At 59.6% G+C, this 20,798-nt stretch carries 21 protein-coding genes; 3 read left to right on the plus strand and 18 right to left on the minus strand.

The window, feature by feature from the left end:
* The 8 genes from HGO38_RS29370 to HGO38_RS29405 form a co-directional block, all read right to left on the minus strand.
* The coding region (locus HGO38_RS29370) for an NAD(P)/FAD-dependent oxidoreductase (RefSeq protein WP_250959336.1) at window positions 1-361 on the minus strand (361 nt) is incomplete at its 3' end.
* Window positions 361-1,263 (minus strand): 3-hydroxyisobutyrate dehydrogenase, encoded by a 903-nt coding sequence (gene mmsB / locus HGO38_RS29375; RefSeq protein WP_250959337.1) that lies wholly within the window; start codon window positions 1,261-1,263, stop codon window positions 361-363. The genes mmsB and HGO38_RS29370, both read right to left, overlap by 1 nt.
* 1 nt (window position 1,264) lies before the next feature.
* Window positions 1,265-2,329: an enoyl-CoA hydratase/isomerase family protein gene (locus HGO38_RS29380; protein WP_250959338.1), complete on the minus strand. Its 1,065-nt coding sequence runs from the start codon at window positions 2,327-2,329 to the stop codon at window positions 1,265-1,267.
* A gap of 28 nt (window positions 2,330-2,357) precedes the next feature.
* Window positions 2,358-3,131 carry an enoyl-CoA hydratase-related protein gene (locus HGO38_RS29385; RefSeq protein WP_250959339.1) on the minus strand — a complete coding sequence of 258 codons (774 nt, stop codon included), beginning with the start codon at window positions 3,129-3,131 and terminating at the stop codon, window positions 2,358-2,360.
* Between the two features lie 9 nt (window positions 3,132-3,140).
* A complete protein-coding gene (locus tag HGO38_RS29390; protein ID WP_250959340.1) occupies window positions 3,141-4,268 on the minus strand; it encodes an acyl-CoA dehydrogenase family protein in 1,128 nt (375 codons plus the stop codon).
* A complete protein-coding gene (locus tag HGO38_RS29395; protein ID WP_250959341.1) occupies window positions 4,268-5,458 on the minus strand; it encodes an acetyl-CoA C-acyltransferase in 1,191 nt (396 codons plus the stop codon). Before HGO38_RS29395 ends, HGO38_RS29390 begins: the two co-directional genes overlap by 1 nt.
* 27 nt (window positions 5,459-5,485) lie before the next feature.
* Window positions 5,486-6,253, minus strand: coding sequence for a 3-hydroxyacyl-CoA dehydrogenase (locus HGO38_RS29400; RefSeq protein ID WP_250959342.1), 768 nt, complete (start codon window positions 6,251-6,253; stop codon window positions 5,486-5,488).
* On the minus strand, window positions 6,250-7,938 hold the full coding sequence (locus tag HGO38_RS29405; RefSeq protein ID WP_250959343.1) for an acyl-CoA synthetase: 1,689 nt from the start codon (window positions 7,936-7,938) through the stop codon (window positions 6,250-6,252). The genes HGO38_RS29400 and HGO38_RS29405 overlap by 4 nt, the downstream gene beginning before the upstream one ends.
* Before the next feature lie 119 nt (window positions 7,939-8,057).
* Between HGO38_RS29405 and HGO38_RS29410 the strand changes: the two genes are divergently transcribed.
* Window positions 8,058-9,086, plus strand: coding sequence for an AraC family transcriptional regulator (locus HGO38_RS29410; RefSeq protein ID WP_502941664.1), 1,029 nt, complete (start codon window positions 8,058-8,060; stop codon window positions 9,084-9,086).
* 74 nt (window positions 9,087-9,160) lie between these two features.
* Window positions 9,161-10,213: a substrate-binding domain-containing protein gene (locus tag HGO38_RS29415; RefSeq protein ID WP_250959345.1), complete on the plus strand. Its 1,053-nt coding sequence runs from the start codon at window positions 9,161-9,163 to the stop codon at window positions 10,211-10,213.
* A gap of 146 nt (window positions 10,214-10,359) precedes the next feature.
* On the opposite strand, the gene HGO38_RS29420 is transcribed toward HGO38_RS29415, so the two are convergent.
* The 9 genes from HGO38_RS29420 to oxdA all read right to left on the minus strand — a co-directional run bounded on the left by HGO38_RS29420 (window position 10,360) and on the right by oxdA (window position 17,792).
* Complete coding sequence (locus tag HGO38_RS29420; protein WP_250959346.1) at window positions 10,360-10,764, minus strand: MarR family winged helix-turn-helix transcriptional regulator; 405 nt, start codon at window positions 10,762-10,764, stop codon at window positions 10,360-10,362.
* Window positions 10,765-11,030: 266 nt separating this feature from the next.
* Entirely contained in the window at window positions 11,031-11,708 is a 678-nt protein-coding gene (locus tag HGO38_RS29425) for an energy-coupling factor ABC transporter permease (protein WP_250959347.1), read from the minus strand.
* A gap of 17 nt (window positions 11,709-11,725) precedes the next feature.
* Window positions 11,726-12,196 (minus strand): nitrile hydratase accessory protein, encoded by a 471-nt coding sequence (locus tag HGO38_RS29430; protein WP_250959348.1) that lies wholly within the window; start codon window positions 12,194-12,196, stop codon window positions 11,726-11,728.
* Window positions 12,193-12,546 (minus strand): SH3-like domain-containing protein, encoded by a 354-nt coding sequence (locus HGO38_RS29435; RefSeq protein WP_250959349.1) that lies wholly within the window; start codon window positions 12,544-12,546, stop codon window positions 12,193-12,195. Before HGO38_RS29435 ends, HGO38_RS29430 begins: the two co-directional genes overlap by 4 nt.
* On the minus strand, window positions 12,546-12,854 hold the full coding sequence (locus HGO38_RS29440; protein WP_250959350.1) for an SH3-like domain-containing protein: 309 nt from the start codon (window positions 12,852-12,854) through the stop codon (window positions 12,546-12,548). Before HGO38_RS29440 ends, HGO38_RS29435 begins: the two co-directional genes overlap by 1 nt.
* Before the next feature lie 108 nt (window positions 12,855-12,962).
* Window positions 12,963-13,580, minus strand: a complete 618-nt coding sequence (gene nthA, locus HGO38_RS29445) for a nitrile hydratase subunit alpha (RefSeq protein WP_250959351.1) — start codon at window positions 13,578-13,580, stop codon at window positions 12,963-12,965.
* Between the two features lie 69 nt (window positions 13,581-13,649).
* The gene (locus HGO38_RS29450) at window positions 13,650-14,531 is read right to left on the minus strand and encodes a transporter (RefSeq protein WP_250959352.1); all 882 of its coding nucleotides are present in this window, start codon (window positions 14,529-14,531) and stop codon (window positions 13,650-13,652) included.
* Between the two features lie 93 nt (window positions 14,532-14,624).
* Window positions 14,625-16,139 (minus strand): amidase, encoded by a 1,515-nt coding sequence (locus HGO38_RS29455; protein ID WP_250959353.1) that lies wholly within the window; start codon window positions 16,137-16,139, stop codon window positions 14,625-14,627.
* Between the two features lie 594 nt (window positions 16,140-16,733).
* Window positions 16,734-17,792 carry an aliphatic aldoxime dehydratase gene (gene oxdA / locus HGO38_RS29460; protein WP_250959354.1) on the minus strand — a complete coding sequence of 353 codons (1,059 nt, stop codon included), beginning with the start codon at window positions 17,790-17,792 and terminating at the stop codon, window positions 16,734-16,736.
* A gap of 191 nt (window positions 17,793-17,983) precedes the next feature.
* Between oxdA and HGO38_RS29465 the strand changes: the two genes are divergently transcribed.
* A complete protein-coding gene (locus HGO38_RS29465; protein ID WP_250959355.1) occupies window positions 17,984-18,940 on the plus strand; it encodes a helix-turn-helix domain-containing protein in 957 nt (318 codons plus the stop codon).
* A 296-nt stretch (window positions 18,941-19,236) separates the two neighbouring features.
* Here the strand turns inward: HGO38_RS29465 and HGO38_RS29470 are convergent, their stop codons facing one another.
* On the minus strand, window positions 19,237-20,736 hold the full coding sequence (locus HGO38_RS29470) for a methyl-accepting chemotaxis protein (RefSeq protein WP_250959356.1): 1,500 nt from the start codon (window positions 20,734-20,736) through the stop codon (window positions 19,237-19,239).
* Window positions 20,737-20,798: the final 62 nt, after the last annotated feature.

Here is a 20,798-nt window from a genome sequence, read left to right on the forward strand (position 1 = left end):
CGAGCGAAACGATGTAATTGCCGTGGTTGCTCATCAGCGGCGGCATCAGGACATTCGGCAGGCGCAGCGAGCCGGCCGGGCCGAGAAAGAGGAACTGGTCGTCGGTGACTTCCGTCTTGAAGGGATGATCGGCCTCGTCGCGCCAGCCGGGGATCAGCTTGTCGACACCGATCGGATCGACCACGGCGCCGGACAGGATATGGGCGCCGACTTCAGCGCCCTTTTCGAGAACGACGACGGTGAGCTCCGGATTGACCTGCTTCAGGCGAATGGCCGCCGAGAGACCAGCCGGCCCGGCACCGACGATCACCACGTCGAATTCCATGCTTTCACGCAAGGAGGAACTATGCGCTTGGGCCATCACGCTGTCTGCTCGCCATGCATTGCGTGATAATCTCTCAAGAACGCGATGATGGCCGAAAAATCCCTGTGCCCCTCCCCGGACACTACAAAGTCCTCGTAAAGCCGTCTGGCGTGCGCACCCAGCGGGGTTGCCGCCGTGCAGTCGGTAGCCGCTTGGCTTGCAAGACGAAGGTCCTTGAGCATCAGAGCACTGGCAAAGCCCGGCACATAGTCGCGATTTGCCGGTGAGGTTGAAACAGGACCCGGGACCGGGCAATAGCTGTTGACCGACCAGCATTGGCCCGACGAGGTCGACAGGACGTCGAACAGGGCCTGATGTTCCAGACCAAGCTTTTCGCCCAGCACGAACGCTTCGGCCGCACCGATCATCGAAATACCGAGCAGCATATTGTTGCAGAGCTTTGCCGCCTGACCTGCACCCGCCGTTCCGCAGGGAATGATACGGCCGCCCATGGGTTCAAGAACCGGACGCGCAGCGTCGATCGCGCCGATGTCGCCGCCCAGCATGAAGCTCAGCGTTCCGGCTTCAGCGCCGCCCGTTCCACCGGAGACCGGCGCATCTACAGTCACGCAACCGGGCAGCAGCCTGTGCGCAGCGCGCGCGCCTTCGACATCGATCGTCGAACTGTCGATGACCAGGGTTCCCGGCCGAACGATGGCGGCGAGCCGTATCCAGACCTCCAGCACCAGTGCGGCATTCGGCAGCATGGTAATGACGGCATCCACCCCATCGGCCGCCGCTTCGATGGAATCGGCGATCAGCACCCCGCGGTCGGTTGCATTTTGCCGCGCGGCTGGTGCGACATCGAAGCCGGTCACGGTGTAACCGGCCTTGACGAGGTTACCCGCCATAGGCGCACCCATGTTTCCCAGACCTATAAAGGCGATCGATCGGACCATATCAATTCTCCTTCCGTCGGAGGTTTTCCGACAATGCTATTGGAAACAGCGAGGGGAGAGGCTTGATCGCGGCGAGAAGCGCCTGCTGATCGACCTCTTCCAGCCGCGCAGGCGACCATGCGGGATTGCGATCCTTGTCGATGACCGCAGCTCTTACCCCCTCGTAGAAATCATGACCGTGAAGGATCGCCGCATCGGCGGCATATTCGCGATCGAGGCAGGCTTCGAGTGACGCCGACCTCTGTGCCTCGCGCAGCAGATGCAGCGTCAATACGAGGCTGGTCGGAGATTTCCCCTCGAGATGCGCAACTGTCATTGCTGCAAAATCCGATCCAACGGCACGTAGGGCTTTGAAAACCCCGGCCATGTCCCGCATGGCGAACACGCTGTCGATCAGCGCGGCATTCTCTTTCAGCGTTGACACGCCGGGATCGACCCTATGGGCGGCGATGGCAGTATCGACGCTCCGGCCTGATGCAATATCGGACAACAGTGCCGGAAGGACATCAGACGGAACCATGACATCGGCAAGACCGGCAGCAATCGTGTCGGCGGCGCCAATGCTGGCACCGGTGAGCCCGATCCAGAATCCAAGGTGTTGCGGCGCACGCGCCAATACCCAGGTACCGCCGACATCGGGAAAATAACCGATACCGGTTTCCGGCATCGCAAACCTTGTCCGCTCCGTCACCACGCGATGACTGCCATGAACAGACAGGCCAACGCCGCCGCCCATGCAGATGCCGTCCATCAATGCGAGCCAGGGCTTCCGCATATGGCTGATCCGGGCGTTCAGGCGGTATTCCTCCGCCCAGAAAGCGAGAGCTTCCTCCGGCGCGGTTCGCCCTGTCTGCCAGATCATCTTGATGTCGCCGCCCGCGCATAGCGCCCGCCCCTCGCCCGTCAGCGCAATCACGCGAACGGAGGGATTGCTCTCCAGCGCTTCGATTTCCCAGGCGATCTTGCGGACCATATCCAGGTCGAGGCTGTTCAGGGCCTCCGGACGGTTGAGATGAATGCGCCCCAATGCGCCGTCGACCCCGGTCAGGACCGTATCGCTCGCCATGACGTCCTCTGGAAAATCCCACGGCATCCTATCGTTCCCTTTGAAAATCTGGCGGGCGTTTCTCGATGAAGGCAGCCATGCCTTCGCGTTGGTCATGGGTGCCGAACAGACGGTGGAACACGGCGCGCTCGTACAGAATGCCTTCACGCAGGGACAACTCCTCCGCCTTCATCACGGATTCCCGTGCCAGACGTGTCGCGGAACGTGAATAGCCGGCGATCTGTGTCGCAGCCGCCATTGCGGACGTCACCACCTCGGCATCGGGCACGACACGGGCCACGAGGCCGGCGCGCAACGCCTCATCCGCTCCCATCATCCGCCCTGTCAGGTGCAGGTCCATGGACAAGGCCCGACCGATCTGCTTGGTCATGCGCTGGGTGCCGCCCATGCCTGCGATCACGCCGAGCTTGACCTCGGGTTGTCCGAATTTCGCGCTTTCGCCCGCAATGGCGAAATCGCACATCATCATCAGTTCGCAACCACCGCCAAGCGCATAGCCGTTAACGGCGGCGATCTTCGGCAGTCGATTGCCTGCGAAACGATCCCAGATCGCGAAGAAATCCTCCTCGATCATCTGCTCGGCGCTTTTGCCGACCATTTCGGCGATATCGGCGCCAGCCGCGAAGGCACGATCCGAGCCCGTGATCACCAGGGCGCCGACGTCCTTGTCGGCATCGAGTACTTCGACGGCCGCAACCATCTCCGTTGCGAGCTGCGAATTCAACGCATTGAGCTGCGCCGGACGGTTAAGCCGGATCAGCGCAACGCGGCCTTCCCTGCTGATTTCTATCGTGTCTGGCATGGCCTTCTCCTAGAGCTGACGGGCGATGACGAGGCGCTGCACCTCGCTGGTGCCCTCGTAGATCTGGCAAATACGCACGTCGCGGTAGATTCGCTCGACCGGATAGTCGGCCAGATAGCCGTAGCCACCATGCACCTGGATGGCTGCGGAGCAAACCTTCTCCGCCATCTCCGAGGCAAACAGCTTGGCCATGGAGGCTTCCGTCAGACACGGCCTTCCCGCATCGCGCAGGCTCGCGGCATGCAGCACCAGCTGGCGCGCCGCCTCGATCTGCGTTGCCATGTCGGCGAGACTGAACCCCACGGCCTGATGTTCGATGATCGCCTTGCCGAAGCTTTTTCGTTCCTTGGCATAGGCCGTTGCAGCCTCGAACGCCGCCCGCGCCATGCCCACGGCCTGCGAGGCGATGCCGATACGCCCGCCCTCAAGATTGGCCAGCGCGATCCTGTAGCCTTCGCCTTCGGCTCCTAGCCGGTTTTCCACCGGGATGCGCATGCCGTCAAACGCGAGGGCGCATGTATCGGACCCGTGCAGGCCCAGCTTATGTTCAACGGATACAACATTATAACCCGGCGTCTCGGTGGGGACGATGAAGGCCGATATGCCCTTCTTGCCCGCCTCCGGATCGGTGACGGCGAAAACGATGATCACCTTGCCGTTCTTGCCTGAGGTGATGAACTGTTTTGATCCGTCGATGATGTAGTGATCGCCATCCAGGCGGGCACGCGTGCGCAGGGCGGACGCATCAGACCCCGCCTGGGCCTCCGTTAAGGCGAAACCGCCGATCCACTCGCCGGAAGCCATTTTGGGCAGAAAGCGGGCCTTCTGATCTTCCGTCCCGAAGCGCAGGATGGGCACGCAGCCGACGGAGGAATGGACCGATACGATCGTCGAGCATGCGCCGTCTGCGGCGGCGATTTCTTCCAGCGCCAGCGCATAGGCGACCGTTCCCGTTTCCGAGCCGCCATACTCCTCCGTAACGAGCATGCCGAGAAAGCCAAGCTCGCCCAGTTCCGTCAACTCAGCGCGCGGAAAAGCACTGTTGCGATCCCGCGCTGCGGCACCGGGAGCAAGGCGATTGGTGGCAAAGTCGCGGACGGTATCGCGGATCTGTTCCTGAAGGTCATCCAGCAGCATCAGTTGATCCTCTCGATAGCGATCGCGGTCGCTTCTCCGCCGCCGATGCAGACCGAGGCCATGCCGCGATCAAGACGGTGTTCTTCCAGCGCCGCCAGCAGGGTAACGATCACACGGGCGCCTGAGGCCCCGATCGGATGGCCCAGCGCGCAGGCACCGCCATTCGGGTTGACCTTGTCATGCGGCAGGTCGAGGTCGCGCATGGCGGCCATGGCGACCACCGCAAAGGCCTCGTTGATCTCGAACAGGTCGACATCCGCCAGCGCCCAGCCCGTTCGTTGCGACAGCCGACGTAGCGCCCCGATAGGGGCCGTGGCAAAAAGCGACGGTTCGTTGGCATAGGTTGCATGGCCGGAAATGCGCGCCTTCGGCCTCAGCCCACGCCGTTCCGCCTCGGATGCACGCATCAGCACCAGGGCGGCGGCCCCGTCCGAAATGGAAGAAGCGTTGGCCGCAGTGACGGTACCACCCTCGCGAAATGCAGGCCGCAGCCTGGGGATTTTTTCCGGCTGCGCCTTGCCCGGCTGCTCATCGATGGAAACGACAGTCTGAACTTTGCCCGTGGCAAGCGTCACCGGCGCGATTTCAGCCGCAAACCGGCCGTCGGCAATCGCCGTTCTGGCGCGTTCCAGGGAGGCCAGCGCATAGGCATCCTGCGCTTCCCGGGTGAATTGGTAGGCCTCAGCGCAATCCTCGGCGAAGGTGCCCATAAGGCGACCCTTGTCATAGGCGTCCTCCAGCCCGTCGAGAAACATGTGGTCGAGGACCTGCCCATGACCCATCCGATGTCCGGTCCGTGCCTTGGGTAAAAGATAAGGCGCGCTGGACATGCTCTCCATGCCACCAGCGACGGCGACATCCGCCGAGCCGGCAGCGATCAGGTCATGCGCCAGCATCACCGCCTTCATGCCGGAACCGCACATCTTGTTGAGCGTGGTGGCACCGGCCGCCAGCGGCAAACCGGCGGCAATTGCCGCCTGACGTGCCGGTGCCTGCCCCTGCCCTGCCGACAGCACGCAACCCATGAGGATCTCTTCGACTGCCTCTTTTGCCAACCCGGCTCGCGACAGCGCACCATCGATGGCTGCCGCACCGAGCAAGGTTGCAGGAATATCGGCAAAATCGCCCTGGAAGCCACCCATGGGGGTGCGCGCTGCGCCGACGATCACGATGGGATCTCGTTCATTCATCTGTCTGTCTCCTGCTTTTGCATTGCTTCAGCGCGGCGGCATTCTGAGTGCACCGTCGAGACGGATGACCTCACCGTTCAGCATCGGGTTTTCGACAATATGGCGCACCAGTGCGGCATATTCTGCGGGCCGACCGAGACGCTGCGGAAAGGGAACGGAAGCGCCGAGTGCATCCTGCACTTCCTGCGGCAACCCGCTCATCATTGGCGTCTCGAAAATTCCGGGTGCGATCGCCATGACACGGATCGCATGCCGAGCCAGTTCGCGCGCTGCCGGCAATGTCAGCGACGCGACGCCACCCTTTGAGGCGGCATAGCCGCTCTGCCCGATCTGTCCCTCGAACGCAGCAACGGATGCCGTGCTGACGATGACGCCACGCTCCCCGCTATCGCCGGGCGGCTGTTTTGCCATCGCATCCGCCGCCAGGCGCAGCATGTTGAAGGTGCCGACAAGGTTGATCGCCACCGTTCGTGCGAAGCTGTCCAAATCGTGCGGCCCTTCACGCCCGACGATCTTTTCACCTGGGCACACGCCGGCGCAGTTGACCAGCACATCGACGCGGCCGAAGGTGTCGATGGCGGTCCGTACAGCTCCGGCTCCGTCCTCGGCGCTGGTGACATCGGTGCGCACGAAGCGGACGCCATCGCCTAGTTCCGCGGCAAGCGCCGCGCCACGGTCCACGTTGACATCCAGCAGCACAGCCCGCGCGCCCGCTTCTACCGCCATTTTGGCGACAGCAGCACCCAGACCGGAACCCGCACCGCTAATCAGAAATACGCTGTTTTCAAGCTTCATGCCGAGTGATCCTGCTTCTGAGCCGCGTTCAGTTTCTCGACCTCCGCCTTGCGCAGCAAAAACCGCTGTATCTTGCCGCTCGGCGTTTTCGGCAGCTCGCCTACGAAATCCACGAGCCGTGGATAGGCATGGGCCGACAATCGTCTCTTGACATGCTGCGCGAGTTCCTCGGCCAGAACGGGCGTGCCCTCTACCCCCTTCGCCAACACGATAAAGGCCTTGACGATTTCCGTTCGCTCCGGATCCGGCACGCCGATCACCGCTGCCTCGATCACGGCGGCATGCTCGATCAGGGCGCTTTCGACATCGAAGGGACCGATCCGATAGCCGGACGATGTAATCAGATCGTCTTCCCGACCGATGAAACTGATGGAACCATCTGGCTCGGCCTCGACTGTATCGCCGGTTCGATAAAAGCCCCCGGCGATTGCCGGCGTTTCCTGTTGGAAATAACCTCTGAACCACATGAGCGGCGAATTGGCGATATCAACGGCCAGCACGCCTGGCTTGTTGGGACTAAGCTCGCGGCCGTCGTCATCGAGCACGGCAACCCGATAGCCCGGCATGGCGAAACCCGCCGAACCGGCCCGCACATCATGGACCAGCCCATGATGATTGTTGACCACCATGCCGGTTTCCGTCTGACCATAGTGATCGTAGATGGGTGCGGCCAGATGGGTTTCGAACCAGCGCAGGATTTCCGGGTTCAGCGGTTCGCCGGCGCTGCTGACGACACGCAGCCGCCCTTTGGTGCCAGCCGCCGCCTCGTCACCCGCAGCAATCAGCAGCCGGTACGCCGTGGGCGATCCCGCAAGGCTGGTGACACCCAGTCGGTCGATGATGCGATAGGTGCTTTCTGCGGTAAAGCTGCCCTCGTACAACACTGTTGCGCAGCCCAGCATTAAGGGTCCGGTCACCGCGTAATACAACCCGTAGGCCCAGCCCGGATCGGCAATGTTCCAGAAGACATCGTCCTCGCGCAGATCGATGGCATAGCGCATATAGGCGGAGAAGGAGACAAGGGCGCGCATCGGAACCGGAACACCCTTGGGAAGCCCCGTTGTGCCCGACGTCGACATCATCATGAAGAGGTCGTCGCCCTTGCCCATCACCGGCTCGAAGTCCGGGCTGGACGCTGCAAGCGCCTCACAGAAATCGATGGTGCCGTCGTTGAGAGGCTCATTGGCGTTGCGCACGACGGCCAGCATCGGACGGTCCGACACCTCGGCGAACTTCGACTCGTTGACCGTATTGGTGACAACCAACCGGGCGTTGCTCATCTTCAAACGATGCTCGATTGCCTTTGGCCCGAAAGCCGTGAAAAGCGGCTGATAGACTGCGCCCAACCGCCAGGCACCCAGGATGGCCGCGACCAGCTCGACGGCCCGCGGCAGCATGCCGGCGACCACATCGCCTTGCCTGACCCCCTGGGACACGAAAAAATTCGCCGCGCGTGCGGACATGTCTCGCAGATGTTCGAATGTATATTCGCGCAACGCGCCATCGGCGGACAGGCAGCGAAGGGCAAGCTTGCCGCTGCCGACATGCCTGTCGCAACATTCCACGCAGGCGTTGATGCCATTTTCCAGATCGCCGGCGAGAAGCCCCACCGCTTCCTTGAGCTGAAACGCGGATTTTTCGACCGCATAGCTGGACTTTGTCGCACCTTCATTTAGCTGCAGCATGATTATCTCCTCATCAACCCGCGCTCAAAGCGTCTCCTCCGGGTGCTTGTAAAATCTATCAAATTTATCCTTGCAAACAATGACAAACGTCAACATGATAAGTGATCGAAAATACAATGATGGACAGCACCGTGAGCGAACGCCGCATGATATCGCCGGGCTTTGTCGAGGATGCTCTTGACTGCCTGCGGCGCGAAAACATCGATCCAGCAGGCGTGTTGGCCCGCGCGAATATTTCACAGGATGCCGCGGACTATGTCTCGAACGAGCAATATGGCATGCTCTGGCTCGAAATCGCGGCTCTGTCGAGGGACGAATTCTTTGGCCTTGGCGCACGGCCGATGCGTCCCGGCAGCTTCAAGCTCATGTGCTACGCCTGCCTGCATGCCGGCACCCTGGAGCGGGCCCTGCGCCGGGCCCTGTCCTTTCTCAACGTCGTGCTCGACAGCCCGACCGGCGAGCTTCGCCAACAAGACGGGCAAGCGGAAATCGTTCTGACCAGTGCCGATGCGCCCCGCCCCGCCTTTGCTTATCGGACCTACTGGCTGCTGCTGCTCGGCATTCTCTGCTGGCTGATCGGACGACGCATCCCTCTGCGGCGCGTGGATTTTGCCTGCCCGGCGCCGACAAACCGTCGCGACTATCTGCAGTTTTTCGGCGCGCCGGTGCATTTCGGCACTTCGCACGGCCGGCTGGTCTTCAATGCAAGCTATCTGACGCTACCGACAATCCGAGATGAGAAATCATTAAAAAACTTTCTGCGCGGCGCTCCTGCGAATATCCTGCTGCGCTATCGTCACGATCAGGGCATGTCCGCCCGCTTGCGAAACCGTTTCAAAATGACAGACCCGGCGGATTGGCCGGACTTCGATGTCCTTGCCCGCGAGTTGAAGCTGTCTCCCGCAACCTTGCGCCGCAGACTGAAGAGCGAGGGGCAGAGTTTCGTCACTATTCGCGACGAAATTCGCTACGAGCAGGCGCGCGTCCTGATGGGCAAACAGCAGCTAAACGTGGCGGAGACCGCAGCCCGACTGGGCTATGCGGAAGCAAGCGCTTTTTACCGTGCCTTCGTGAAATGGTCCGGCATGACACCCGCGGCCTTTCGCCAATCCATCAAGAACAGATCCGACGACAATGATGTCGCTTGAAGCATCGCTCAGTTTAGCAATGTACAAGCGTCTTAGATCTGTTAATTTTGCACGAAATTGAGGCTGTGGCAACGATGGCGCGTAAAACTCTAAAGATCGGTGTTCTCATCCCGCGCAGTGGACCGGCCGGGATCTGGGCGCCGTCGTGTGAAGCCAGCGCCATTCTTGCAGCGTCGGAGATCAATGCGGCAGGTGGTCTTCTCGGCCGGGACATCGAACTCGTCATCCGTGATGCCGGCTCCACAGACCGCAGCGCGGCTGAGGCGGCGTCCAGCTCTGCCAGTCTCGATCTGGTGGAAGCCGTCGTCGCCATGGTGCCAAGTTCGGCCCGGCAGCCGGTCCGCCATGCGTTACAAGGGCGTATTCCATTCGTCTACACACCACAGTTCGAAGGCGACGAGCATCACCCCGGCATCATCACCATCGGAGAAACGGCAGCCGAACTCCTGAACCCGGGCGTGGAATGGCTGGTCCAGCAAAAAAACGCGTCTCGGTTTTTCCTGCTGGGCAATAACTATATCTGGCCGCAGCGCTCCATGGCGCAGGCGCGGCGTCTGATTTCCCGCGGCGGCGGGCGGGTTGTGGGAGAGACCGAAGTGCCATTCGGCCTCGAAGATCAGGACTTCATTCTGTCGCAAATCCGGCAAACACGTCCGCATGTGGTGATGTCATGGCTATTGGGGCACGAAGCGGTGGTTTTCAACCGGGCATTCGCCGAATCAGGGCTTGCTAGCAGAATTCTGCGCTTCAGTACGTCCATCGATGAAACCGTGCTGTATGGTATCGGGGATGATCACACCGAGAATCTTTATGTGTCGTCGGCTTATTTTTCAGGTGTGCGTTCACGCAACAACGATGCCTTTCTGGAGAAGTATCACCAGTATTTCGGCGCATGCCCGGCACCGCCCAATGCGTTTGGGGAATCGCTCTATGAGGGCGTCCACTGCCTGGGCAGCCTTGCGCAGGCCGCCGGCAGCATTCAATCCTTGGATCTCGTGAGTAAGGTGGGACGCTCAAGTCAGTCGCGAACCGCCCGGGGTATGGAGCCGGAAGTGGCCACAGGGAACAGACATAAGGTTCACATCGCCGCCGTGGATGGTTTCGATTTCCGAATCATCACCAGCTAGAGTTGGAGCAATTCCAGGCGAAGCGAAGTGGTTTTGGCGGCGCACGATACCACAAAAAGCCAGAGAATTTTACTGCGACCCAGAATAGCACAAGCGCTGGAGATTTCGCGCGTTTCCCTTATCCGGCCCTGGACCGCCGGGGCTTGTCAGTTCATAAGGCCGCGCAAAATATCGGCAAGCTGGTCGGCTTTTCGCTCCGACAGACGGCTCACAAGGTTATGCTGTTGCGCATCATGGAGAATTTTCAGCCGCTCATAGAGGGCTTTGCCCTTGCTGGCCATGCATATCAGGACTTTCCGCCGGTCGTTCGGAGCGGGCGCGCGAAAGACGAGTGCCTCGACCACCATGCGGTCAATCACTTTCGTCAGTGACGCCGGATCGATCAGCACGGCACTGGCAAGATCACCCATTGGGCGACCATCGGACGCGGCCAAAGCCGTCAATATCCGGAAATGCTCGATCACCACACCCTGCGGCTTCAGAATATCGCTCATCTCTTCTTCAAGCTGACGATTAATGCTTGCGATCAGGTAAGCAAGCTGATCCTGCATTGTGGGTTTGCTCGGCACGGCAACGATCCAATCGTCATTAATTCATAATCATGGTATTCTCAGATATATAAGGCTCAATGGTCGGACTTACAAGCTTATAAATTGGCATGCGCGCCTATTTTTCAGGCACCAAGCCGTACGCTTGGATAAGATGCAAGCGACCCGCCACCGCCGCGATACGATGTTGCCAATAAGCAGCACCAGATCCATCCTAGCCTGGTAAGCCCCTCCCGATTAGCGGGAAGGGCTCTGATCGCAAAAGCCAACTAGGCTGCACTATGCAGGCGACTGACGAACGCCGGGCCTTCAGTGAACTTGCGCAGGGATTTTGCCATTGCCAGAACCGCAAGGTCAAGCAACGGCTCCACGACCACGACGCTCATATATGCGGCACCAAACATGGTCACGTTGGCGAGGTTGGCTGCCGTAAAGCCCTGTCCATACAAGGCCCAGAAGGCGACCCACAGAACAATACCGCCTTGATATGCCGATGAAAGCGCAAGCGTCTGCCTATAGGTCACCTCGACATAAGGCGTTTCCTGAGGGATGAGGCGCTTGGCTATCTGGTTGATCGCAAAGAGCGGAACCAGAAGGGTCGTCACGTTCATGCCGTATTGCGGCAGGTCGAATGGCGCAAAGAAAATTCCCTGCAGCAGCAGCCCGAGAGAAAGTCCCACGGCCGCCGGCCCCGCGCCAAACAAAAGCAGAAGTGTCGACCCAAGGATAAGATGGACTTCCGACACCCCGACCGGATGGTGCGGCAGCACTTCGAAGAAGAAAAAGACGAGCGCCGTCGCGATTGCACTTCTCATCGCATAAGGCACGGCACCGCTCACTCGGACAGTGTCGTAAGACATCTTGGCCGCGCCACCGAACGCACCCAGCGCCGTGACGTAACTAAGCACGATTTTAGCGTCGTCGACGACGCTTGGTTCGATATGCATGGAGTTCCCCTTCTCTCTTAATTTGAAACAGGCGCGGCAATCGCGACAGGACGCCGCGTTGCTGCATGATGGTGATCGTGATGATCGTGATGATCATGGTGGTCGTGATGATGTGCATGCTTTGGAGGGCAGCTGGCATTCATGAGCAGGATCGGCTGGCCATGGGGCGTATTCAGATAGGCTTGCCGCCATTCCTGCGTGCGGTCGCGGAGGTCGGTTTCCTCTACGAGCTTGCGGGATGCGACCATCTTTTCCAGTGCGGATATCCACTGGCGATAATAGGCATCGTTGATGCTCTCACCGGGCAGTTCAGGAGAAGCCTTGATTTCCGCGCTGAAGACCTCGACCCATTCGGGCCAGGTGAATAGCTTGCTCTTGTAAAGTTCGACCGTGAGAGCAAAGGCTTGCGCCTGCCATGGCCGGTCAAAAACCGGCCCGGCCTCATCGCTGGGAAGATGGACCAAATCGTAAGGGACGGCCGCGTTCATGATCCGACCTTTTCCAGATAATCGTCCCAAAGGTCGATGGACACCGTGTCCTTCCCGGATGCATTGCCGCCCCAAAGTTCGTCGCCATGGAAGACGACATTGTAGAGGTGCTGCGGATGTTCCCCCAGTCCGTGCGCCACGGTGTCCGGCGTCACAAAAACCCCATGATCCATCAGGATCGTACCGACCTTGCCGCGCACGTAGCGGGGAAGCCGCGTATGCGTGGTCGGGTTGATGTTCTTGGCGCGAACCTTGTCACCCACCTTGAAGCTTGCGGGCATGTCTTCCGCGACACGTGCAGATGCGCCCGTCTTCACGATGATTGGAATCATATCTTTGGTAACGGCCATCAGTTGGCTCCCTTCATCTGTGCGATCCGGGCATCGAGTTCTGCCGCCGTCATGTAGCCCTTCTCGCAAAGAAGCGTCTCGAAAGAATGCAGCCAGTGCTCGTAATAGCTACCTTCGAGATATTCGGCCGGTGGCATGCGCTCGATGGCATGGCGGAATTCATCGACGTTGAAGCAGCCCGCGCCAAACAGCGGCACGAACAGCGCGAAGGCGCGCCGCTCCCATTCATGCGTGAAGACCGGCTCTTGCGCCGGCGGTGCGATCGGCCCCATGCCATGCATGCCGCCAAGATCGTGGATCCCGTTCATTGTCAGTTCTCCTCATTTGTTATCGTCGTTGACACATGACTGTAGAAGCAGCGGCCGGAACGAGCACGACAAGTCGTGCTGCCCCTTTGGCCACTGCCGAGATCGGCGTCAGGCGCCGGCGCCTGGCACACTCGCCTGCTTCGGAAATCCGGTACCGATCATGGAATCGCGGGTGACGAGTTCGACAAGCCGTTCCTCGCTCCAGTCGTCCGTTCCTGCAGGGCGTTCCGGAAGCACGAGGTATCGGATTTCGGCGCTGCTATCCCAGACACGGATTTCCTTCTCCGCCGGTACGCTGACGCCAAACTCGGCCAGCACGCCGCGCGGATCCATGACGACGCGAGAGCGGTATGGAGCCGATTTGTACCAGGCCGGGGGTAGACCAAGGGTCGGCCACGGATAGCACGAGCACAGCGTGCAAACCGTCATGTTGTGGACGTCGGCAGTGTTCTCGACGACGACCATATCCTCACCCTGAACGCCGGAAAAACCGAGTTCCGCGATTGCAGCCGTGCTGTCCTCCAGAAGGCGTTTTTTATAATCCGGGTCGGTCCAGGCTTTGGCAACGACAAGCGCGCCGTTCCGCGGTCCGACGCGGTTTTCGTATGTATCGACCAGTTCATCCAGAGCGGCAGGGTCGATCAGACCCTTTTCCGTCAGGAGAGACTCCAGCGCCTTGACGCGCAGTTCGATGTCTGCGGGTGGTTCTGTGTGGCTATGCGACATGTCAGTCTCCTCTGTCATGATATTAAATCGTATCATCGTTTATCGTAATTACAAGTAATTGGTTGCGATCTAGAACAGCTTCAGCAAGCGCATGGAAACGCGGGCGTCCTCCTTGAACCCACCTTCGACACGCAGATCGCGTTGCAACAGGCCCTGGAGCTGCAATGTCGGCGTCAGGAACTTCGCCGCTTGCAGCCTGACCTGGTCGGACTCGGTAAAGGTACCATTTGCGACACCGTCGAGCCTCTGCTCGCCACCCCAATATTTCGAGTAGCCAACGGCAAAGTTCCAGCTGGTGTCGGCTGGTGGCGTGTAGGACAGCCAGATTTGTGCTTGATAGGTGTTGTCCTGCTCAAGATTCCCGACGCCTTCAGAAGTGGCATCGGAATTGCGCCCGTACCACATCGTATCGAACGATGCCTGGACCGTGAAACCGTTACCGAGCGCCTGCGTTCCACCGACCTGAAGATCGAATTTCCAGCGGTTTTCGCCCAAATTGAGCGAATCGCCAGCCTCATAGGTTCCGAGCGGGACGAAGAGATAGGGAACGACGGCGAACGTCGTTCCGCTTTCCTTGTTGTTGACGAGCCACAACGGCGCAGCCAGGATCGGATCACCAATGCCGCTTGCCGATTCCAGTGCCGATCCGCCCAGACTGCCATTGTACAGACTGCCATAGGGCAGCAGGACCTGCGGCGCGAACGCCAGGCCGCCGATGTCGGTATAGTGAACGTAGCGAAGGATACCGACATAGGAGTCAAGTCCGGTACCGTCTTTTATGCTCTGTCCGTCACCGGTGACGTAGCTGCCCCTCTTCGTGAAGGTCGAATAGGACAGGATCGCATTTGTTCCGCTCGGAGCCGGAATGAGATCCAGTGCATCGAGATCCACGGCCCTGGCGGGCGAAGCCATTACCAGACCGAAAGCCATCATGGCCGTCATCAGTGTCATTCGTTGTTTCAGAAATGGCATTTCATCAGTCCCCCTTTTTAGCGGGCGGATATCCCAACCGATCCGCCCGGATTTCTAGTCTTTGATGTGCTCTCAGAACGTCTTCCAGTCGCCATCGGCCTCGAAGGCGCTTGCCGCCTGGTAGATCGTGCCTTCGCAGTAATCGTTGGCGATCAGCATGAGGCCGACGGGGAGGCCGTCGGACAGGCCGCAGGGAATCGACATGGCCGGATGCCCGGTCACGTCGAAGGCGGCCGTCGTTGCCGTCATTTCGAAACCGCGCGTAACGATTTCAGCAATGGATGCATCCTTGCCGGGCAGCGGCGACGCGACGCAGGGCACGGTCGGCATCAGCAGGAGGTCATAGGAGCCGAATACGGCGTCGAACGCTTTTTTCAGCTCAAGCACGATGTTGTGCGACTTCGCATAATAGCGGCCGCGATAATGGCTGAGCCCCCACTGCCCCACGAGCATGCAGAGCTTCAGCGTCACCGAGAGATCGTCGGCCTTCTCCCGCCAGCTCGAATGGGCATCGAGCAGGCCCACGTCATAGAGACCCTTCCAGTTGAAGCCCATGCCGTTGCCGTGCAGCATCTGCGCCATGAAACCTTCGAGCGTGATCGGGTTCCAGGCGCAAAGGGCAGTGAGGAACTCCGGTATGGAAACCTCGGAAACCTCGGCTCCGAGTGCCGCAAAGCGCTCGGCCCCTGCCCGCACCTTTTGCGCCACGCCGTCCTGCGTATTCGGGAAGGAGAAGCCCTCCGTCAGGATTCCGATCCTGAGACCCTTGACGCCCTTGCCGAGGAAATCCGTATAGGCTGCGACCTTGGGCGCATACTGGCGCGGATCGAGACCATCGGCCCCGGCCAGCACTTCCAGCAGCAGAGCATTGTCGGCAACGTTCGACGTAATCGGACCGGTATGATCGATGGTGCTTTCGATCGGCATGACGCCGGTATAGGGCACCAGGCCATGCGTGGGTTTCATTCCATAGGTGCCGCAATAGGCCGACGGAATGCGGATCGATCCCCCCTGATCGCCGCCGATCGCCATATCGACTTCGCCGGCCGCGACCAGTGCTGCCGAGCCGGAAGAAGAGCCGCCGGCCGAATAGCCATGACGGTTCGGATTGTGGACGGGGCCGGGATGGGACGTGTGGCTGCCGCCGGAGAGGCAGAAATGCTCGCAGGTGGCCTTGCCGACGATGGTCGCACCGGCATCCAGCATGCGCGTGACGATGGTGGCGTCGCTGGCGGGAATGAAGCCTTCCAGCGTTGTGGAGCCGTTCATCATCGGCACGCCGGCAAGCGCCACATTGTCCTTGAGAGCGACTGTCCTGCCCGCAAGCTTGCCGTCTTTGGCGCCCGTCACGGTGCTTTTCCGAGCCCAGGCGCCGAGTTTGTTTTCGTCTCCGCCCGGCCTGTAGCCCGGCGTGCGGGGATATTTGACATCCGGCGTCGGGTTCGGGTGATTGTCGATCACGTCATAGGCGTCGAATATCCCGCCCATCAGTGCCTGGTATTCGGCCGCCTCTTCCAGAGACATGGTCATATGCAGGCTGGCGGCAAGCTTTGCGACGTCTGCTGCGGTGGGGCGTGTGATGGACATAGGTCATCCTTTCCTGTTGTGACAAGAGCATTGGGTGTCAGTGATGGAGTTGGGTGGCGGCGGTGGCCTGCGGTTCGGTTCAGCCGATGCCGAACTGTGCGGCGATGCCCTCATACCGGTCGAGTTAACCTGTGATCCTGCGTATCTGGATAGGCAGAATGTCTTCGGTCGGTTTAGAGAGCAGCATCTTTCGATGCCACGCGACACGGAACGCGGGCCGAACTGATCACGCCGCGATCCTCGTCAAAATGGGACCGGTTGAAGAGGCCGGTTGGCGCAAGACGGCGGGCGCAGGGAAGAAAGCGCCGCGGATGCAGGCGGTACAACACAGGAAAAGGCGGCCAGACAATTTCATCATTGGGTTCCCCATTGTTATAGCGAGAGATATGGATGAAATTATATTAGTTGTAAAGTCTATTATTTTGCGCGATACTCGTTACGAAATAAGGCAGCTATGCCACTAATATATATACATATTTCCGCTTTTCGTGCCCACAAGAACCCCAATGCAGGACCTTGGAAATGCGCACAAATTCGAAACAGACGGCAAACATGCGCCTACATTTGCCGTCCGCATCAAAGAGGAGCGGCCGTTTAGTTTCCGGCGCTCGCGGCATCCCGCATCATGCCAGTTTCGGGATGACAGTTGATGTATTCGTAGAACTGGTTCGCACCGTCGAAGACCGATACCTCATGATAGAGGCGCAGCTTCTGGAGACCGGCGGCAACGCGGAAAAACGTAACGAAAATACGCAGATGCGTCGGATGCGACTCCGCCCAGCGCTCCAGGAGATCCAGCGAGCGCCAGTGACCGATGTTATAGCTTTTCTCCAGCAAATTGCCGTCAAGATCAATGTATTGAACGTAGCGGTTGCTATAGCAGCCGAGCGGTTTGCCGTTATCACGCAGGAAGTCCATGCCGTCCCGCAACGTCGGCTCAATCTCATCGAGATAGAGACTGCGCTCTGTGCCGTCCGCCTCGGCCCAGTCCTGACCGGAGCGGATAAGGGCAATGTTGTCGTGTGCCTTGACGACCACCCTCCCCCGTTTATCCGGCTCTCCGGATATGATCTCGAGTCCGCCGGTGGCGCTCATCCGATCGGTCTGCGAAATCGGAAACCTGTCGCGCATGGAGCCCCAGTAACCATGCTCCTGAATATCTCCACTGATATCGTCCATGATGGCACCGACGCCGGGAAGCCGGTCCTTGAAGGCGTAGAGCGTTTCATACTGCTCGGCGCGCGGGCTGACGATCTCGCGAAAGTATCCGACGGAGTCCGAAAGTCTCTCCTCCGACGCCCACCAGCCGGCGACGGCCGGCGAAGCCAACCAACGCAGATAGGCGTCTCGATCGCGCCAATAGCCGACGGCAATCAGGTTGTCATAGCCCTGCGCATCCTGATGGTGCGTGAGATCGTATTCTCCCGGACCGTCCGGCAGGGCAAAATGGCTGACGAGGCCACGAAGCGCATCCATCGCGTTAGCTTTCCGCTCCTCGCCGAGATACTGAACGCCGAGATATCCCATGACGACCTGTTGCAGATCTTCACCTGCTCGTGCGACCCACATGGGAAACGGCGGTTGATAATCATCAGCAATACGGCGGGACAGGGATCTGGGACATTTGAGATGCTGGTCGATAGCCGATTCCATAGTTCCTCTCTTTCTTCCTTCCCGCCGCGGCGAAAAGCCTTTCAGCCGATCCAGCGGGTGGCGCGGGTCCTTCGAGGTGCGGGATTGCTCTTGAGGCCCGTCTGCGAGAATGTCATCGGCAACGGGACCGGTATCGTCCCGTATTGCGGAGTCGTTGACCGAAACTGCGCATTGGCGAGAAGGCGAGCCTTATGACGATCGACTGTCACAGCACGCGGAAATACAGCACCGGGACATTGATCGCGGTGGAACAGGACACGCCGCTTATGAGAGTGGAAACCTGGCGCCATGGCGCAGGCCGTTTGCCGGAGGTTATTCCCGCGGCGACCGAGATCGCGGTCATGCTGTCAGGCCGGCTGAACGTCGAACGACGAGGGGATGGCCGCTATCAGAAGAGCGCGGCGGGCCCTGGAACATTCTGGCTCTGTCCCGCAGGAATCCATGAATCCTGTATCTCGCTGTCGGACACCATGGTCGAAACGGTCCATTTCTTCCTGCCGCCGGACCTGCTCGGCGCGACGGCGCTCGAGGAATGGGAGATCGACCCGGGGGCCGTCCAACTGGACTATGCCGGCGGCTGCTTCGATCCGATGCTCAATCAGATCGCGACGGCATTTCGCACCTTGCGTCACGCGCCGGAAGCAGGAATCAACCGGTTGCTGTCGGACAGCCTCCGGATAACGCTGGCGGCCCATCTGTTGCGTTCCTATCTGGTTCGCCCAGCAAGCCGCGATGAGCCGACGCAGCGCCGTGGCCTCCTCGATGATCGCCGTCTCCGGCGGGTGGTCGACCTTGTGGAAACCCGGCCTGAAGCAGATTTCTCGCTGCAGGCGCTTGCCGATGAAGCCTGCCTCAGCCCGTTCCATTTCGTCCGAGCCTTCCATCGCACTGTTGGGAAAACACCCTACCAATATGTCGTCGAGCGGCGGATCGAAAAAGCGAAGGACAAACTTCGCTCGAGATCGCTATCCCTCGTGCAAATCGCCGCCGAAAGCGGCTTCGCCACTCAATCGGGATTTACCCGCACCTTCAGGAAACTGACGGGCGTTACGCCGGGACGTTTCCGGGATAGCGCCGCAGAACAGGCAGGGGTGCCTGAGCGCAACAAGGGTGTCGGTGAGGCGCATCGCAAACAGCCGCCATCCTGAGCATCAAGCGGGCGTCGGTCGCGACGCTTTCTGTGAACGAACGACAAGTCTTGCCATTTCCAACATCAAATTTTCCATGAGCGAATTTGGCGCATTTTTCTTATTTTCCCGATGTCAGTTTGTGGCGTTGCAACGAGGGCAACACGATGTGGACATGATGTCTTTCGATCTGGCCAAGATCAGAACGGCAGAGCGATTCCGCGGCTGCAGACGCTCTGTCTTGGCGGAACGCCGCCGAGGCATCGCCGATCCATGGCCTTGAGGTATCAGATACATTCCCTAACGTGAGACAAGGATCAACGCGCACCGCCGCTCGCGCTACGAAACGACATGGCGGTGATCGGCGAGATGGTCTTCCCCGAACGATGCGGCTGGCCTGAACTGCGGCCAGATACATCCTCCAGATGGAAGCGCCCGACGAGACGCATGAGTTCCGCGGCTTCCTGTGAAAGACTATGGATGGCGGCCGTCGTCTCTTCCACCATGGCGGCGTTCTGTTGCGTTGCCTGGTCCATCTGGATGACGGCTGTGTTGACCTGCCCAAGGCCGGCCGCCTGCTCCTGTGCGCCTGTGGCGATTTCAGAAACTATGGCATTGATGTCGCCCACATGAGTGACGATGCGATCAAGCGACTTGCCAGTTTCATCGACAAGCGTGACGCCCTGGGTTACCTGCTGCGCGGAAGTCGAGATAAGTGACCTGATCTCTTTGGCAGCCTCAGCTGAACGTTGGGCCAATGCTCGCACCTCGGACGCCACCACAGCGAAACCGCGCCCAGCCTCGCCTGCCCTTGCCGCCTCGACGCCAGCATTCAGCGCCAACAGGTTCGTTTGAAATGCGATATCGTTGATGACCCCGATGATCTGGCTGATCTGTCTCGACGACTGCTCGATAGCCGTCATCGCGGTGATCGCGTCACCAACTACCTTGCTGGAATGTTCGGCATCGGCCCTGGCGTCCAGGACCGCCTGTTTTGCATGTCTGGCTCCGCTCGCGGTTTTGTTCACGGTCACGGTGATCTCGTTGAGCGTCGCAACGGTTTCCTCGAGTGAGGCTGCCTGTTGTTCGGTACGTCGGGACAGGTCCTCCGCAGCGCCAGAAATTTCGCGAGAGCTTAAGTCTATCGTCGACGTGTTGGTCGCAACCATCCGGATCGCGTCTTGCTGCTTCTGCATGGCTTGGTTAAAGTCGTGCCGCAATGCTTCATAGTCCGCAGCGAATACATCAACCAGGCGGAACGTCAGATCTCCGTCCGCAAGTTTGCTGAGACCGGCAGCGACCCGATCAACGACAAGTGCCTGTTGGCTGAGCAGCGCGGCTTGCCTTTCCTCAGCATCCTTGATCTCCTGGATATGAGATTGGGTGCCTGTCATCCGGAGAGGCTTACCAGCTTTATCGCGCAAGCACGCAGCGGAAGAACGTACCCAAACCCATGAACCGTCACGATGCCGAAGCCGAAAATCCTCGTAAAAGCGCTTTTTGCCCGTAGTATCAGTCGCGAAGGCGGCAAGTGCTGCCAGGATGCGGTCAGCATCTTCCGGATGGAAGCGCTCACCGACGAATGCGATCGAATTTGGAAAATCTTCCTGACTGTTAAACCCGAGAAAACGCCGATAACTGTTCGAGAAGACCCATTTGCAGTCAGGAGACAAGATGTCGCCGTCTGCAATCACGCAGTCCCACACGCCGACACCATCAATGTCAAAAACGAGTTCAGTCATCTGACGCAGATCGAGAAGTTCCCGACGTTCAGGCGACGTCATTTGAGACCGATCTGAAAACACTTTCGAAAACATTCACATGCCCCTCACTGAAATTTGGAGCAAGAATACTCAACATAAGTTAATTTTGTCAGAAA

Source organism: Rhizobium sp. CG5 (assembly GCF_023701945.1).
Lineage (GTDB): Bacteria > Pseudomonadota > Alphaproteobacteria > Rhizobiales > Rhizobiaceae > Allorhizobium.

Excerpts from the sequence above, each read along its gene's own strand:
- mmsB (WP_250959337.1), bottom strand. The coding sequence starts at position 1,263 with ATGGTCCGATCGATCGCCTTTATAGGTCTGGGAAACATGGGTGCGCCT.
- HGO38_RS29380 (WP_250959338.1), bottom strand. The coding sequence starts at position 2,329 with ATGGCGAGCGATACGGTCCTGACCGGGGTCGACGGCGCATTGGGGCGC.
- HGO38_RS29385 (WP_250959339.1), bottom strand. The coding sequence starts at position 3,131 with ATGCCAGACACGATAGAAATCAGCAGGGAAGGCCGCGTTGCGCTGATC.
- HGO38_RS29390 (WP_250959340.1), bottom strand. The coding sequence starts at position 4,268 with ATGCTGCTGGATGACCTTCAGGAACAGATCCGCGATACCGTCCGCGAC.
- HGO38_RS29395 (WP_250959341.1), bottom strand. The coding sequence starts at position 5,458 with ATGAATGAACGAGATCCCATCGTGATCGTCGGCGCAGCGCGCACCCCC.
- HGO38_RS29400 (WP_250959342.1), bottom strand. The coding sequence starts at position 6,253 with ATGAAGCTTGAAAACAGCGTATTTCTGATTAGCGGTGCGGGTTCCGGT.
- HGO38_RS29405 (WP_250959343.1), bottom strand. The coding sequence starts at position 7,938 with ATGCTGCAGCTAAATGAAGGTGCGACAAAGTCCAGCTATGCGGTCGAA.
- HGO38_RS29410 (WP_502941664.1), top strand. The coding sequence starts at position 8,058 with ATGGACAGCACCGTGAGCGAACGCCGCATGATATCGCCGGGCTTTGTC.
- HGO38_RS29415 (WP_250959345.1), top strand. The coding sequence starts at position 9,161 with ATGGCGCGTAAAACTCTAAAGATCGGTGTTCTCATCCCGCGCAGTGGA.
- HGO38_RS29420 (WP_250959346.1), bottom strand. The coding sequence starts at position 10,764 with ATGCAGGATCAGCTTGCTTACCTGATCGCAAGCATTAATCGTCAGCTT.
- HGO38_RS29425 (WP_250959347.1), bottom strand. The coding sequence starts at position 11,708 with ATGCATATCGAACCAAGCGTCGTCGACGACGCTAAAATCGTGCTTAGT.
- HGO38_RS29430 (WP_250959348.1), bottom strand. The coding sequence starts at position 12,196 with ATGAACGCGGCCGTCCCTTACGATTTGGTCCATCTTCCCAGCGATGAG.
- HGO38_RS29435 (WP_250959349.1), bottom strand. The coding sequence starts at position 12,546 with ATGGCCGTTACCAAAGATATGATTCCAATCATCGTGAAGACGGGCGCA.
- HGO38_RS29440 (WP_250959350.1), bottom strand. The coding sequence starts at position 12,854 with ATGAACGGGATCCACGATCTTGGCGGCATGCATGGCATGGGGCCGATC.
- nthA (WP_250959351.1), bottom strand. The coding sequence starts at position 13,580 with ATGTCGCATAGCCACACAGAACCACCCGCAGACATCGAACTGCGCGTC.
- HGO38_RS29450 (WP_250959352.1), bottom strand. The coding sequence starts at position 14,531 with ATGACACTGATGACGGCCATGATGGCTTTCGGTCTGGTAATGGCTTCG.
- HGO38_RS29455 (WP_250959353.1), bottom strand. The coding sequence starts at position 16,139 with ATGTCCATCACACGCCCCACCGCAGCAGACGTCGCAAAGCTTGCCGCC.
- oxdA (WP_250959354.1), bottom strand. The coding sequence starts at position 17,792 with ATGGAATCGGCTATCGACCAGCATCTCAAATGTCCCAGATCCCTGTCC.
- HGO38_RS29465 (WP_250959355.1), top strand. The coding sequence starts at position 17,984 with ATGACGATCGACTGTCACAGCACGCGGAAATACAGCACCGGGACATTG.
- HGO38_RS29470 (WP_250959356.1), bottom strand. The coding sequence starts at position 20,736 with ATGTTTTCGAAAGTGTTTTCAGATCGGTCTCAAATGACGTCGCCTGAA.